This window comes from Achromobacter animicus (assembly GCF_040775605.1).
GTDB classification, from domain to species: domain Bacteria; phylum Pseudomonadota; class Gammaproteobacteria; order Burkholderiales; family Burkholderiaceae_B; genus Achromobacter; species Achromobacter animicus.
Genome location: NZ_JAYGJK010000001.1, coordinates 4416162 through 4431035, shown reverse-complemented (window position 1 = coordinate 4431035; position 14874 = coordinate 4416162). Strand labels below are relative to the sequence as shown.

Below are 14874 nucleotides of genomic sequence, written 5' to 3'. Positions count from 1 at the left end.
ATGGCGGACGGCCCTGATTCAGTCATAGATTGGCTTTCCGCTTATGCCAGCTTGCGGACCGGCAGTGTGCGGATCCGCTTGCCCGTCGCGGCGAAGATCGCATTGCACAGCGCGGGGGCGACGGGCGGCACTGGCGGTTCGCCCACGCCGCCCGGTGGCAGCGCGTGGTCGTCGTTGACCAGATGCGTGCGGATCACGCGCGGCGAGGCGTTGTGGCGCAGCACCTCGTAGTCGTGGAAGTTGCTTTGCTTGACGCGGCCTTTTTCAAAGGTGATCTCGCTGGTCAGCGCCAGGCTCAGCCCCATGATGGCGCCGCCTTCCATCTGCGCGCGGATGCGTTCGGGGTTGATCTGCGGGCCGCAGTCCATCGCCATGTCCACGGCGACGACGCGGATCTCGCCCTTGTCGTCCACCGCCACCTCGACCACCGTGGCGGTGTAGCTCATGAAGCTGTAGCAGAAGGCCAGCCCAAGCCCATGCCCCTTCGGTAATGTGCGGCCCCAGCCCGCGCCCTTGCACGCGGCGTCGATCACGCCGCGAAGGCGGCCGGTGTCGTAGGGGTAGCGCTCAGGCGATTCGGTGTAGTTCCAGGTGTCGGCCAACGTGCCGGGATCGATCTGGCGCGCGGGGCCAATGAGATCCAGCGCGAATGCCTGAGGATCCTTGCCCGCGCGATGCGCGAGTTCATCGATGAAGCACTGGGCCGCGAAGGCATGCGGAATGTTGGCGACGGACCGGAACCAGCCAATGCGCGCATGGGCTTCGACTTCGGCGGTTTCCACGCGCACATTGGGAATGCGATAGGGCATGTTGATCGCCGACATGGCGGACTCGAACATCTGCTGCCCCTTGGCGCCTTGCGCAAACAACGACGCGATGGTGGGGGAGGCGCTGCGGTGCAGCCAGGACTGGACTTGCCCCTGCGTGTTCATGACGGCTTCCAGGCGCTCGACCGAGACCGTGTGCAGGTAGTCGTGATGGATGTCGTCTTCGCGGGTCCAGACCAGCTTGACCGGCGTGCCTTCGGGCATGGCGCGGGCGACGATGGCCGCTTCGTCCACAAAATCGGGCTTGGACTTGTGGCCGAAACCGCCGCCCAGCAGCAGCACGTTGACCTTGACGTTGGCGGGCTCAAGCTTCAGGCGCGCGGCCACGGCGTCCCGGGCAGCGACCGGATTCTGGATGGACGTCCAGACCTCGGCGCGATCGCCCTGGATTTGCACGGTGGCGACGGGCGGCTCCATCGACGCGTGGGCCAGGTGCGGAACGTAGTACTCCGCGGACACGCGCTCGGCTTCCGGCGCGTTGTTCCAGGCATTTGCGGCGTCGCCCTGGTTGCGCATCGTCTTGCCGGGCGCGCGCGCCGCCGCCTGCAGCGTCTGCTGGTAGGCGACGGAGTCATAGGCGCCGTTCGGACCGTCGTCCCATTCGATCTGCAGCGCATCGCGCCCCTGCCGCGCGGCCCAGGTGTTGCGCGCAACGACCGCCACACCGCCGAGCGGCTGGAAGGCGGGCGCCCCTTGCATGGCGGGGATTTCAACGACCTTCAGCACGCCTGGTACGGCGAGCGCCTTGGCTCTGTCGACGCGGCGCACCCGGCCGCCCACGACGGGCGGGCGCGCAACGACGGCGTAGACCATGCCGGGCAGGCGCATGTCCATGCCGTAGATCGCCTGGCCTTTGCCGATGGCTTCAAGGTCGACCAGGCGCACCTGGTTCTTGCCGATGTAGCGGAATTCGGACCGGGCCTTGAGTTTGAGGGCGTTTCCCGCGGGCACGGGCTGCTTGGCCGCGTCCGCCGCCAGGTCGCCATACGAAAGACGGCGGCCGCTCGGCACATGCAGCACTTCGTGCTGTTCGGCTTTGACCTCGGCAATGGGCACAGACCACCGCGCCGCCGCGGCCGCTTCGAGCATCTGCCGGGCGGCTGCGCCCACGCGCCGCATCGGCATCAGGAAGTGGCGCATGCTGCGCGAACCGTCGACGTTCTGATTGCCGTAGCGGGATTCGTCGGCGGGGGCCTGCACGACCTTCACGCGTTCCCAGCGTGCTTCCATTTCGTCGGCCACCACCATCGGCAGGCTGGTGCGCACGCCGGTGCCCATCTCGGCACGGTGCGCCACGATGGTGACGGCGCCATCGGCAGCAATGCTGACGAAGACGAGCGGGTCGTCCACGGTGCCGCCGGGCATGCTGTCGGCGCCGTATGCTTTGGCAGCCGGCTCGGCGGCCACCGCCGCCGTGACCCATCCCTTTGCGGTGACGGCCAGCGTGAGTACGCCCAGGCTGCCCTGCAGGAAGGCGCGGCGCGAATGCTGAACGGCGGCGGTCATTGCTTGCCTCCTTGGGCGAGGCGGGCTGCGGCCTGCTGAATGGCCGCGAGGATCCGCGGGTACGTGCCGCAGCGGCAGATGTTGCCGCTCATGGCGTCCGCAATCTGTTGTTCGGTCGGATTGGGAGTCGCCTTCAACAGGCTTACCGCCGTCATGATCTGGCCAGCCTGGCAATAGCCGCATTGCGCGACGTTATTGGTAACCCAGGACGCCTGCACCGCCCGGCCGACCGGATCGGCTTCCATGCCTTCGATGGTGGAGAGTTGGCGGCCGGTGGCCACGGAGACGGGCGTCAGACAGGATCGCACGGGCGTACCGTCGATATGCACCGTACAGGCGCCGCACAAGGCCATGCCGCAGCCGAACTTGGTGCCGGTCATGCCCAGTTCATCGCGCAGGACCCATAGGATCGGCATTTCATCCGGGACGTTGACGTCCTTGGTCTGGCCGTTGATTTGCAATTGCGTCATGAAGGGAGTCCTGGGGGAGGGCACGACAAGCTGCCTTGCCTCGGGTGGCGGGGATCACTGCTTGAGTCCGGAATTTTGCCCAAAAAATCCCGGGTTGGTTCATTAAAGGGACAAATTCGCCAGTGTCCGGGGCCGGTGCTGCCTGCACAGGAGCCGGCCCTTGCCGTCACTTGCCGGCTTGCGCCAGCAATTGCCGGTCCAACGCGTCCGTTGCGCGGCGGCCCGTCTGCGCGTCGACGTGTGACGCCAGCACCTGGGCAAGCTGGCGCAGTTGCGGCGCCGTCAGACCCACGTTCATGCTGATCCGCATGTGCGATTGCAGTTGCGATTCGACGCCCGTCAGTGCAGCCAGCATGCTTACCGTAGCAATTTCGCGGCTTTGCCAATCGAGGTTGTCGCGCTCGAAGATGTCGCCAAAGAGGTGCGTGCGCAGGTATTCGTTGGCAACGGGAGCGAAGTCGAACAAGGGGCCCTGGACCGGGCCGCCGGATAGCTTGGTCTGATTGGCCGTTCCGGCGGCCAGCAGCGCGTCGCCCTGCGGGATCGGCCGGCTGGGCTCGGCGCCGGGCGCATCCTGGATGCCGCGTTGCTGGCGGGCCTGCCTTACCTTCATCAGTTCGGACAGGGCATTGAGGCTGCGCGGAAAGCCGGCGTAGGCGTACAGCTGCACCAGCACCTCTTTGGCATCGCTGACCGTCAATCCGGCATCCAGACCTTGTTCAAGCGCCGCGTTCAGCCGCGCGATGTCGCCGGTTGCCGCAAACGCGGCAATGGGCACGATCGCCGCCTGGCGGGCGGACAGCGAGTCCGGGGCCTGCGTCGCCGTCTTTGTCTTGTCTGTCACGTTGGAGGCTCCTTGCGCGTGGATGGGCAGGGCGATCGCTGCGGCCAGTCCAACGGCAGCGGCAAGCGCGCGAGTGCGAAATTGGGTCACGCGGGCCTTAGCGCGAGGCATATTGTTCATCGCTGACCTTCTCCATCCAGTTGACGTTCTTGCCATCGACCGACGGCGTGACGGCCAGGTGGGTCATCGCCGTGCCGGGTGCGGCGCCGTGCCAGTGCTTGACGCCGGGCGGGCAGTGGATCACGTCGCCCGGGCGGATTTCTTGCACGGGCTTGCCCCATTCCTGGGTCAGTCCAACGCCGGACGTCACCACAAGCCGCTGTCCGGCGGGGTGCGTGTGCCAGGCCGATCGCGCCCCGGGCTCGAAGGTGACAAGTGCGCCCGAAGCATTGACGTCCTTGTCCGCCGCCCACACGGGTTCGATGCGCGCGCGGCCCGTGAAGTAGTCGTCCGGACCGGCGATGGATGCCTGCGCGCCCGCGCGTGCGATCTGCTGGGCCGCGGGGGAGGCGGTGGGCTGCGGTTCCGCGGCTTGCGCCGCCGCCGTCTGGACGAGCGCGGCGCAGACCGCGATCTTGCTTACGTGTTTTTGCATGCTTTTCTGCCTCTGTTCGTTGGGCGGCGGCGCTGTCTGCCGCGCGCCACGTCGGGTTTGGAGGGCGCCGACCCGCCATCGGCGCCCACCCGTCGCACTGTATGATCCGGCGGATTAGATGAGAAGATCGCAAAATCCGTATTCCCTGGTGCACGGAATTCACCAATGCCCAAAGAGAACCTGAACGATCTGCATGCCTTCATGGCCGTGGCGCAGACCCGCAGCTTCACCCGCGCTGCTGCCCAGCTTGGCTTGTCGCGGTCTGCGCTCAGCCACGCCATGCTGGCGCTGGAAGCACGCCTGGGCGTGCGGTTGCTCACCCGGACGACCCGCAGCGTTTCACCTACTGAAGCCGGCGCCCGGCTGCTGAGTGTGCTGAGTCCCCGGCTGAGCGAAATACAGCAGGAGCTGGAGTCGCTGACCGCGATGCGCGACAAGCCCGCGGGCACGGTACGCATCACCGCGCATGACCACGCCATCGTGACGGCGCTATGGCCGCGCCTGTTGCCACTTCTGCGGCAGTACCCGGACGTGCAGATCGAATTCAGCGTGGACTACGCGATGACCGACATCGCCGCGCAACGTTTCGACGCGGGAGTGCGCGTGGGCAACCGCGTGGACAAGGACATGATCGCCGTGCGCATCGCGCCCGACCTGCGCATGGCGGTCGCCGCGTCGCCGGACTATCTGGCCGGCAGATCACTGCCCGCCACACCGCAGGAACTGACGGAGCACTGTTGCGTGAACCTGCGGCTGCCCACGCACGGCGGCCTGTACGCCTGGGATTTTGAAAAGGATGGACGCGCGCTGAGCGTGCGCGTGAACGGGCAGACAGTGTTCAACAATACGTTCCTGATGCTGCAGGCGGCGCTCGATGGCATGGGCCTGGCTTATGTGCCCTATGACCTGGTCAAACCGCACATCGAAGCGGGCCGGCTGGCGCCCGTGCTGGAGGATTGGTGGCCGGTGTTTCCGGGCTATCACCTTTACTACGCAAATCGCCGGCAGCTCTCGCCGGCGTTGGCGCTGGTGATAGAGGCGCTGCGGTATCGGCACGACCCCATGCGGCCCGGCGCCTGAGGCGAGGCCGGTTGCGGTGACGCGCCCGCTCCCTACGGCGCGTCCGGCCGGTACAGGACGTCGCGCATGTCGGATGAGGCGCCGAGCCGCCGCGACAATTCATCCGCGCGTTCGAGAATCAGCGCTTCAAACGACGCCGCGTCCACCGTTTTCAGCCGCACCGAGGGGCCGGCGATGGTGAGCGCGCCGACGAAGCGGTCTTCCTGCCCGATGACCGGTACGGACCAGGACGACGTATAGGGATCGCGCGCGCCGCAGGAGAAGATGGGCAGCCGGACCTGATCTCGCCGTTCGCCCTGCGCCCAGATCGCAAATACCTGGCCCGTCGATGACTTGTCGGGGGGCATCACGCTGCCGGCGATGACCTGGCTGTGCAGGCCTTCGTGCGGCTGATGGCGAAAGAGGCACAGACGCTGTCCCGGTTCGCCGCCTTCCACGTAATACGCGGCGCTTTCACCGGTATCCGCCGACAGCCGTTCAAGCACCGGCATGACGACCGCCTCCAGATCGAAGCCGCGTTCGTAGACGCGCGCAAGGAACAACACCCGCGGGCCCAACCCGTAGCGGCCATCGGGCTCGCGCACGACGTAACCGCACCGTGCCAGCGAATTGAGCAACCTGAAGATGGTCGTCTTGTGCAAGGGCAGGCGGTTGGCGAAATCCGCCAGGGACAGGTGCTCCGCGCCGGGCCGAAAGCAGTCCATCACACTCAGGGCGCGTTCCACGGCCACGACACCGTCATTGCTCATTGATCCTCCAGAAGCATTGAATTTACTGGCTGATTGTACGTAATACAACAGCGTTTCGTAAATTTAAAATGCCATCTGTCAGCTGTTTCGGGAGATCAAGATGGCAAATTCAATGCTCGTGGTAACCGCCCATGTGGGCGACTTTGTCTGGCGCTGTGGGGGCGCAATGGCCTTGCACGCAGCGCGCGGCGTGGATGTGCATCTGGTCTGCGTGAGCTATGGCGAGAACGGGGAATCGAACTCGGCCTGGAAGGGCGATGTGCAGCGTGACGCGGTCAAGGTGCAGCGTCATGCCGAAGCGCAGGCCGCGGCCGAAATCCTGGGCGTCAGCAGCCTGGACTTTCACGATCTGGGCGACTATCCGCTGCCCGACTCGCCGGAGTCCGTGCGGCGTATCTCCGAGACCATGCGCCGCACGAAACCTTCGGTGGTGCTGACCCATCCCGAACACGACCCTTCCAATCTCGATCATTGCCGCACGTTCGAAATGGCATTGCGCGGCCGCATGCAGGCGATGGCGCCTGGCCACGGCGCGGATTTCGTGGTGCCCCCGCAAGTGCTGTGCTTCGAGCCTCACCAGACCGAGTTGTGCGGCTTCAAACCCAACGTGCTGCTGGACATCACGGAAGTGTGGGAGCGCAAGTGGCAAGCCATGCAGGCCATGCCCACGCAAAGCAATCTGTGGGCCTATTACGAGCGCGTGGCGTTGCAACGGGGCGCGCAGGCCGGCCGCCGGGGCAAGACTGCCGGCACGCGCTACGGCGAGGCCTATCAAAGCATTTTCCCGGCCGTTGTATCGGCCCTCATGGAGTGACCCGATGCGCACCCTTCACGAAACCGGCCTGACCAGCACGCTGCTGGCCGACGCCGGCGCACGCTACCTGCGTGCGGCGATCAAACCCTTGCGAGCCGGATGGACCGTGCGCGGCCGCGCGTTGACGGTTTCGGTCCCCGCGGGCGACAACCTGGCGATCCATGCGGCGCTCGCGCTTGCGCAACCCGGTGATGTGCTGGTGGTGGACGCGCAGGGCTACACCGAGCGCGCGGTGATGGGCGGAATCATGTGTGCGCAGGCCGCGGCAAGCTGCCTCGCCGGCGTGGTGATCGACGGCGCGGTGCGGGACGCGGCAGAACTGCGCCAGGGCTCGCTACCCGTATTCGCGGCCGCGGTGTCGCCGGCAGGGCCAGCCAAGGCCGGCGGCGGCAGCGTCAACCGCCAGATCCAGTGCGGCGGCGTGCGTGTCGAACCCGGCGACTGGATCCTGGGTGATGACGACGGACTGGTCGTGGTCGCGCCGGCGGAAATGGAAACGATGGTTGCAGCAGCGCTGACCAAGGCCGGTGCTGAAGCGCGCCGCATGGCCGCCATCGCGCGCGGTGAACTGCGCCCAGCGTGGCTCGACGAAGCGTTGGCCAAGGCCACGTTGGACATCGGCCTCGCGCCGCGCGAGTCCAAGTAGCACTTATCCAGAACAACAGGAGGAAGACAATGAATTTGAAGCAAAAACTGGGCGTAATCGCCTTGATGGCGGGCCTTGCGCCCATTGCCTCGGCCCACGCGGATTATCCGGAAAGGCCAATTCGCATGGTCGTGCCGTTCGCGGCGGGCGGTCCGGCCGACATGGTGGGACGCGAGTTTGCCAAGCTGTTCGGCGACAAGCTCGGGCAACCGGTGGTGGTCGTGAACGCAGGCGGCGGGCACGGCGTGCCCGCGCTGAATCAGGTGCTGGGCGCCGAGGCAGACGGGTACACGCTGCTCATGCCCGCGTCGGGGAACATGACGGTGCCGTCCAAAGCCATGCAGGGCAAGAACGTGTTGGAAATCCTGGCGCCCATCAGCCAGTTGACCGAAAGCCCGCATGTGCTGGTGGTGAACGCGCAGATGCCGGTGAACTCGGTGGCTGAGCTGGTCGATTACGCCCGCGCCCATCCCGGCAAGGTCAATTTCGGATCGGCGGGCGTGGGCGGCGTGGCGCACCTGGGAATGGAACTCTTCAAAAGCAAGGCCAAGGTGGACGTGGTCCATGTGCCTTACCGTGGCACGTCGCAGGTGCTGACCGACCTGGCAGCGGGCCAGGTGCAGGCGCTGTTCAGCAGCATGCCGTCGCTCAAGCCCATGATCGACAAGGGGGCGGTAAAGGCGCTGGCAATGAGTGCGCCGAGCCAGGGCGCGGATACGGTCAAATTGCCGCTGATTTCCCAGAGCCTGCCGGGGGTGTCGTACACCACCTGGTACGGACTCTTCGCCAAGGCGGGCACGCCGCCCGAGGTGCTTGCCAGGCTGAATGAGGCGGTGGTCGAAACGCTGAAGAATCCCGAGCTGAACCAGAAGTTCGAGTCTCAGGGCGTGGAGTTCGTCTCCAGCACGCCGCAACAGCTTGCCGACACGGTCCGGCGCGACACGGCGCAGTGGACGGCGCTGATCAACGAGGCCGGCATCGAGATCGAGTAGCAATCGCGCCTGTGCAGGCGGGGCAGGGCAGTCGCCATGCCCCGCGTCTGCTGTGCGCGCCTGCTACGCGCGTCTGCTACGCGCTTCTGCTACCCGCGTCTGCTACGACTTAACACGCCTTTCCCCGCGCGCGTTTGCTATAAAAGCGGCTATAGCGTTTCTGTAGGGCCGGGAAAATGTCGATATTCACGATCAGCCGCTGCGGCGCGGCGTTGTTTTTTGTCGCGGTGGTGGCGGGGTGCTCGTCCAGCAAGCCGACGGCTGCGGAAAAGGCCAGCATGGCGGCCACTACGCCCGCCCGGTCCAACGATGAGTGCAAGGCCAATCGCAAGAAGTGCCTGCACGAAGGGTCCTACGATGTCGGCGAACGGGATTACGCCGAAGACGAAGCCAAGCGCCTGAACCTCGCGGAGTCCCAGCGCCTGCGGCGCCTGTTCGGGAAGTAAACTCCGTCTTCCTTTCCCTCCGCAGAATCGTTGTCCATGACCCGAAAACCGCTCGCCATCATTCAGATGGGCCGCCCGCCCGAAGATCTGCGGCAGGCGCAAGGCGAACAATCCGACTGGATGCTGGCCGCGCTTGAAGATCCGGGCCTGCCGGTGCGGGTCTTCAAGCCCCACGACGACGAACCCCTGCCCACGTGGAATGACGTGTCCGGCGCGGTGCTGACGGGATCGTGGTCCATGGTGACGGACCGCGAGCCCTGGAGCGAGCGCACGGCCGAATGGCTGCGCGGCGCGCATGGCGCGCGGTTGCCGCTATTGGGCATCTGCTACGGCCATCAACTGATGGCGCACGCGCTGGGCGGCGTCGTCGACTTTCATCCGCAGGGCCGCGAGATCGGCCAGCATGCCATCGACTTCTGCGCGGACGTTGGCGACGATGCGCTGCTTGGCGCGCTGCCGCGGCGTTTTCTGGCCAATCTGACGCATGAGCAAAGCGTGTTGACGCCGCCGCCGGGCGCCGAAGTGCTGGCCCGTTCGCGGCACGATCCGCATCAGGTCCTGCGATATGGGCCGAACGCGTGGTCGGTGCAATTCCATCCCGAGTTCTCGCCGACGCTGATGTCGGCATGCCTGTTGCGCCGCGCGCCGGTGTTCGAGTCGGAGGGCCACGACGTGGCGGCGATGGTGGCGGGCCTTGTCCCCACGCACGATGCGCGCCAACTGCTGCGCACGTTTGCGCGCATGCTGTCTTCATAGCACACGCACATGACACGCCTGCCGGCGTGGCCGATGTGCGCGCCGCTGTCGGCGTCGCGCCACAAAAAAGCGATTATTTCCATTTCTTGCCGCGAAATCGCTTGTGTCCCCAGAACTGACATATTGCGTCCCTAGAATCCGTTCCTGCCATGCGCCGTGTGCATCACTGTGCCGCCTGCAATGCGGGTCTGGCCACATGCGCATGTCTGTTCACATCAATGGGAATCTGTAATGAAAAAGACTCTGTTCGCCACCGCCATCTTTGCCGCGCTGTCCGGCATGGCGCAGGCGGAAACCTCGGTGACGCTGTACGGCTTGATCGATACGGGCGTGGGCTATCAGCGGATCAAGGGCGATGGCTACCATGAATCCAAGGTCGGCATGAGCAACGGCGTTTCCAGCGGTTCGCGCTGGGGCCTGCGCGGTTCGGAAGACCTGGGCGACGGCCTCTCCGCCGTGTTCACGCTGGAAAGCGGCTTCAACTCGGCCAACGGTGACCGTGGTCAGTCCGGCCGCCTGTTCGGCCGTCAAGCCACCGTCGGCCTGAAGAGCTCGTCGTGGGGCCTGCTGGAATTCGGCCGTCAGACCAACATCGCTTCCAAGTACCTGGGCGCGATCGATCCGTTCGGCGCCAGCTACGGCCAAGCGAACATCGGCAACGCGTTCAGCGCCGCCAACACCGTCCGCTACGACAACATGGTCCAGTACGCGACCCCGTCGTTCGGCGGCTTCCAGGCTGGCGTCGGCTACTCGTTCAACATCGCCGATACGACCGCCGCCCAGACCGGCTTCCGCACGGCTGACAACACCCGCGCCATCACCGCTGGGGTGCGTTACGTGAACGGCCCGCTGAACGTCGCCTTGACGTACGACCAACTGAACCCGGCCACCCAGCTGGACAACGACGCAACGCCTAAGGCATGGAGCATCGGCGCTTCCTACGACTTTGAAGTCGTCAAACTGGCGGCCGCCTTCGGTCAGACGCGTGACGGCTGGTTCACCGGCCAAAGCATCAACGCCTTCGGCAGCACCGAAACCATCGCTGATGGCTTTCGTTCGAACGTTGGCGTCGAAGACTTCAAGGCCAATTCGTACATGGTCGGCGTGACCGTTCCGCTTGGCGCCAGCACCATCCTGGCTTCGTGGCAACGTGCCGATCCGGACAGCGATCTGCTGACCGGTGGCGATTCGGCCATGAACGTGTACAGCATCGGCTACACGTACAACCTGTCCAAGCGTACGAACCTGTACGCGCTGGGCTCCTACGCCACGGACTTCGCGTTGATCGACGGCGTGAAGAGCACGGTGGGCATGGTCGGTGTCCGTCATCGCTTCTAAGCGGCAGACGTGATGAGCGGCGCGCGCCAGGCGCGCGCCGCTTGCGCCCTGCACCGCGGTTGCACTGAGCGGATTGGGCGTCTTACCCGGCCACAGACGCGAAAAAAGCGGCCACCTCCCTAGCTCCACTCCCAGTCCGCTCACCCGAACTCCGATCATGGCAATTTGAAGGCCCGCGCAGGCTTGCGCGGGCTTCGTCATTTGTTGAGGCCGGATTGCGTAGCATTTTGGATCACCCTGCCGGCCGTCATCGCCCGAGGGCAGGGTGAGTGTCGTTGTAGTATTGAACGCTCAGCCTAATCATCGGATAGCTATGCACACGCACAACGCACGGCTCGCAGAAATGACATTGGCGTTGACGCTGGCCATGGCCACGGGCGCCTCTGCGCAGGCACAGAATGTTCAGCCGGGGGATGCGGCGGCAGCAGGCGGAGCGCCTGCGGCGGCTTCATCTGCGGCTAAGCCGGCAGTTGCGGCAGCGCCGGCGGCGGCATCGACGGCGCCCGCAACTGCACCTGCGGCATCGGCGTCTGCGAAGCCTGCGCCGACATCACCGGCACCTGCCGCGTCAGCAGCGGCAGCGCCCGCCCCAGCAGCGCCCGCCCCAGCCGCGCCGGCCGCAGCCACGCCAGCACCGGCAGCGCCAGCCCCAGCAGCAGCCACGCCAGCACCGGCAGCGCCAGCCCCAGCAGCAGCCACGCCAGCACCGGCAGCGCCAGCCCCAGCAGCAGCTACGCCAGCACCGGCAGCGCCCGCCCCATCAGCACCTGCCCCAGCAGCACCTGCTCCAGCAGCGCCGGCGCCGTCAGCGCCAGCCGCGCCGGCACCGGCATCGCCGACACCGGCTCCTCCGGCCGCGGGATCGCCCGCCGCGGGATCGCCCGCCGCAGGATCGCCCGCCGCCGGATCTCCGGCCGCCGGTTCGCCGGCCGCAGGATCGCCTGCCGCGCAACAAGACCCGAATGGCGCGACGGCGGACGCCGCCGCTCCCCCGCCGCAGCCGCAAACGCTGCAGGTGCTGGACGGCAAGCTCAAGGTCCTCATCCCCGCCGGCTTCACCGAAACCGAATTTCCGTCGGACCCGGCAACGCCCGAGGTCTCCGGCAAGATCTACCTGAATCGCGCCACCATGCAGGCGATCATCGTGATCGATGTGCCGGTCGAACTGGCCGTCGGCGACGACGACGCGTTCACATTGGGCGCGATGGCCGCGGGCTTTCAGTCGCAGCAGAAGGAAGCGGTGCCGACGTTCAAGAAGACGGGAGACGGCGCGTTCAAGGTCGGCACCATCGGCGTTTTTCAAGTGGACGCGACCAGCAAACTGTCGGGCCGCCCGGCCGAGCTGACGGCGCTGTTCGCGGCGTCGGGCAAGAAGGTGGTGACGTTCTCCGCCTACACGCTCACGCAGGAAAAGGCCCGGCATCCCGGGCTGGTCGATGCCTTGAAGCAGGGCATGTCCGTCGCGCAGTAACGCCCGGCATCTGCCCGATGGGGGCGCGCGAGCGGCGCAGCAGAGGCCGCCGTTGGGGGGCAGCCGCGGCACGACCGGCGCGGTGCATTGCCGCGATGCGACCGCCGCCGGACGTCCGTTCAGCGAACCAACCTCAGTTCGGTTTCCAGAACACGTAATCGGCCTGGTATTTGACCTGCGCCCGTTGGCCCTTGTTGGCCGCCGAGCAGGGTGTCTGCGGCGCGCCGCCGCCCGCGCGCACGAAGCGCTGGATGTAGGTCACGCCGGTCAACAGACCCACGCCCGACGACGGATTGGCCAGGACGAGCTGGTCGTACAGGCGGTCCGGCCCGGCATTGGCGCGCACGGTTTCCATGCCGGTCAGCGTCGACCCGTCGGCCGCCCGCCAGGTTTCAGGCGGACTTTTGTAGGTGCCGGTCTGGCCGGATTGGCCTGCGCCAAGCGTCGCAGCCGCGCCCGCGATGACCCACGCGTAGCGCGCGCCGTCGGTCTGCGTCAGCCGGCATTCATACGTGATGTCGCCTTCCGCCGGCGCCTGCCAGACGATGCGGTTGTCGGCCGGCACCTGCATGATCTGCGGCGCCTTGTCCTGTGCGGTCGCGCCGGTCGCGATGACTGCGAGGCCGGCCGCCAGCAGCAGGCGGGGCAGCTTTTGGCGGGTGTGAGGCGGAATGCGGTTCATCCGTGCTCCTTCTGGCGGGCCTGGCGCGCCCGCGATGCATGGTTTGTCGTGACGGCTTGCCTTGGAACCGGCGCCGAACGCCGGGTCGGGCCATTCTGCCACGATTCCCGGGCAGCGCCTCGCTCAGTTCACCTGCAGCGTGTAGGCGGTCCGTCCGCGCAGCAGCGTCAGCACCAGCGGCTGCGCGCCCGCGCCGGTCAGCAGGTTGCGCAGGTCGGCAAGCGTGCTGACGGGGCGCTGATTCACGCCGATGACGATATCCCCGCGCTGCAGCCGCGCGGCCACGGGGCCGCGATCGGGAAACGTGGCGCTGACCGCGGCGCCGTCGTTGCCTTGCACGCGTTGCGCGCGTCCCACCTCGGAAAACTCCACGCCCATCATCCGGGCGTCCAGTGCACCTGCATGCAGGCGCTCGTTCTGCTCCGGCTCGATGCGCAGCAGGACCTCGGTCCTTGCGCCGGCGCGGGACAATCCCAGCCGCACCTGGCGCCCGACCGGCAACAGACCCTCCGCATTGCGCAGTTGGGCGCTGGAGCCGATTGCCTTGCCGTCGATGGACAGGATCTGGTCGCGGGCCTGGACGCCTGCCTTTTGCGCGGGCGAGCCATCGGCGACGCGCGCCACGACGACGCCGGTCGATCCCGGCGCCAGTCCAAGCTGGCGGGTATTGCGCGGCGTGATGTCCAGCGTGTCCAGTCCAAGTCCACCGCGCTGCACCTGCCCGTGCTGCAACAGTTGCTGCATGACTTCGCCCGCCAGATTCGAAGGAATGGCAAAGCCGATGCCTACATTCCCGCCCGACGGCGTGTAGATCATGGTGTTGATGCCGACCAGGTCGCCGTTCAGGTTGACCAACGCGCCGCCCGAGTTGCCGGGGTTGATGGACGCGTCGGTCTGAATGAAGTTCTGGTAGCCCGCGGCGCGCAGGCTGGACCGGTCCAGCGCGGACACGATGCCGGACGACGCCGACTGTCCGAGGCCGTAGGGATCACCGATCGCCACCACGAAATCGCCCACGCGCAGGTCGCTGGAGTCGGACAGGGTCAGCGCCTGCAGGTTCTGCGCGGCGATGCGCAGCACGGCCAGATCCGTGTCCGGATCGCTGCCCACCACCGTGGCGTTGAAGCTGCGCCCGTCCTGCAGGGACACGCGGATGGCGGACGCCCCGCGCACCACGTGATGGTTGGTCAGGATGTTGCCCTGGGTGGCGTCGACGATAACGCCCGAACCCACGTTCTGTCGCAGGCTGCCGGGCGTGGACGCGCGGCCGCCGCTCGATGCCGCAGCGTCGGTAGACGCTGAAATATTGACGACGGCCGGCGTGACGCGTTCGAGCATTGGCGCCAGCGAAGGCAGCGGTTGACCACCGACGGCCACAGGTAGCGCGGCGCGGCCGGGCGTGGGCGCCGACGCCAGCACCACCAGGCCGACGGCGGCCAGCGTGGCGGGTAAGCGTTGCAGGGTCAGAAGAAAACGCTGCGCTGAGCGCGCGCGTTTGAGGCGGGGCGGTGAAGCCGGGTGGGGCATTTCGGTCCTTCATGCAGCGACGCGGCAGTATCGGGCGGCGCTGCTGCAGGGATGTGACGGCGCGCGAAGGCGGCAGGCTGCCAGCGCGCGGGCGCGCGCCGGCAGGTCACGGATTGTCGCCGAACTTCCGC

General features: G+C 66.8%; 16 protein-coding genes. 8 read left to right on the top strand and 8 right to left on the bottom strand.

Features of this window, described 5'->3' with window-relative positions; genetic code table 11:
• Positions 1–41: 41 nt before the first annotated feature.
• From AB3147_RS20235 to AB3147_RS20220, 4 genes are all read right to left on the bottom strand, one after another.
• Positions 42–2333, bottom strand: coding sequence for a xanthine dehydrogenase family protein molybdopterin-binding subunit (locus AB3147_RS20235; protein ID WP_367352813.1), 2292 nt, complete (start codon positions 2331–2333; stop codon positions 42–44).
• Positions 2330–2803, bottom strand: a complete 474-nt coding sequence (locus AB3147_RS20230; RefSeq protein WP_175185736.1) for a (2Fe-2S)-binding protein — start codon at positions 2801–2803, stop codon at positions 2330–2332. Before AB3147_RS20230 ends, AB3147_RS20235 begins: the two co-directional genes overlap by 4 nt.
• A 166-nt stretch (positions 2804–2969) precedes the next feature.
• Entirely contained in the window at positions 2970–3647 is a 678-nt protein-coding gene (locus tag AB3147_RS20225; RefSeq protein ID WP_367352812.1) for a carboxymuconolactone decarboxylase family protein, read from the bottom strand.
• A gap of 97 nt (positions 3648–3744) precedes the next feature.
• A complete protein-coding gene (locus AB3147_RS20220) occupies positions 3745–4242 on the bottom strand; it encodes a (R)-mandelonitrile lyase (protein ID WP_367352811.1) in 498 nt (165 codons plus the stop codon).
• A gap of 165 nt (positions 4243–4407) precedes the next feature.
• Between AB3147_RS20220 and AB3147_RS20215 the strand changes: the two genes are divergently transcribed.
• Positions 4408–5322 (top strand): LysR family transcriptional regulator, encoded by a 915-nt coding sequence (locus AB3147_RS20215; RefSeq protein ID WP_239215487.1) that lies wholly within the window; start codon positions 4408–4410, stop codon positions 5320–5322.
• A 32-nt stretch (positions 5323–5354) separates the two neighbouring features.
• Here the strand turns inward: AB3147_RS20215 and AB3147_RS20210 are convergent, their stop codons facing one another.
• The gene (locus tag AB3147_RS20210) at positions 5355–6071 is read right to left on the bottom strand and encodes an IclR family transcriptional regulator (protein WP_175138701.1); all 717 of its coding nucleotides are present in this window, start codon (positions 6069–6071) and stop codon (positions 5355–5357) included.
• Between the two features lie 100 nt (positions 6072–6171).
• On the opposite strand from AB3147_RS20210, the gene AB3147_RS20205 reads away from it, so the two are divergent.
• From AB3147_RS20205 to AB3147_RS20180, 6 genes are all read left to right on the top strand, one after another.
• Positions 6172–6885 (top strand): PIG-L deacetylase family protein, encoded by a 714-nt coding sequence (locus tag AB3147_RS20205; protein WP_367352810.1) that lies wholly within the window; start codon positions 6172–6174, stop codon positions 6883–6885.
• A 4-nt stretch (positions 6886–6889) separates the two neighbouring features.
• Positions 6890–7531 (top strand): RraA family protein, encoded by a 642-nt coding sequence (locus AB3147_RS20200; protein WP_367352809.1) that lies wholly within the window; start codon positions 6890–6892, stop codon positions 7529–7531.
• Positions 7532–7560: 29 nt separating this feature from the next.
• Positions 7561–8523: a Bug family tripartite tricarboxylate transporter substrate binding protein gene (locus tag AB3147_RS20195; protein WP_367352808.1), complete on the top strand. Its 963-nt coding sequence runs from the start codon at positions 7561–7563 to the stop codon at positions 8521–8523.
• Positions 8524–8699: 176 nt separating this feature from the next.
• Entirely contained in the window at positions 8700–8969 is a 270-nt protein-coding gene (locus tag AB3147_RS20190; RefSeq protein ID WP_175124365.1) for a hypothetical protein, read from the top strand.
• A gap of 36 nt (positions 8970–9005) precedes the next feature.
• Positions 9006–9725 (top strand): glutamine amidotransferase, encoded by a 720-nt coding sequence (locus tag AB3147_RS20185; protein WP_367352807.1) that lies wholly within the window; start codon positions 9006–9008, stop codon positions 9723–9725.
• Positions 9726–9956: 231 nt separating this feature from the next.
• Positions 9957–11063, top strand: coding sequence for a porin (locus tag AB3147_RS20180; protein ID WP_367352806.1), 1107 nt, complete (start codon positions 9957–9959; stop codon positions 11061–11063).
• A 458-nt stretch (positions 11064–11521) separates the two neighbouring features.
• Here the strand turns inward: AB3147_RS20180 and AB3147_RS20175 are convergent, their stop codons facing one another.
• A complete protein-coding gene (locus AB3147_RS20175) occupies positions 11522–11770 on the bottom strand; it encodes a hypothetical protein (RefSeq protein WP_367352805.1) in 249 nt (82 codons plus the stop codon).
• A 308-nt stretch (positions 11771–12078) separates the two neighbouring features.
• Between AB3147_RS20175 and AB3147_RS20170 the strand changes: the two genes are divergently transcribed.
• Entirely contained in the window at positions 12079–12534 is a 456-nt protein-coding gene (locus AB3147_RS20170; RefSeq protein WP_175124361.1) for a hypothetical protein, read from the top strand.
• A gap of 133 nt (positions 12535–12667) precedes the next feature.
• Here AB3147_RS20170 and AB3147_RS20165 read toward each other — a convergent pair whose 3' ends face one another.
• Both AB3147_RS20165 and AB3147_RS20160 read right to left on the bottom strand, forming a co-directional pair.
• Positions 12668–13216 (bottom strand): DUF3455 domain-containing protein, encoded by a 549-nt coding sequence (locus tag AB3147_RS20165; protein WP_279974901.1) that lies wholly within the window; start codon positions 13214–13216, stop codon positions 12668–12670.
• Positions 13217–13339: 123 nt separating this feature from the next.
• Positions 13340–14743, bottom strand: a complete 1404-nt coding sequence (locus AB3147_RS20160) for a trypsin-like peptidase domain-containing protein (RefSeq protein WP_367352804.1) — start codon at positions 14741–14743, stop codon at positions 13340–13342.
• Between the last annotated feature and the right edge of the window lie 131 nt (positions 14744–14874).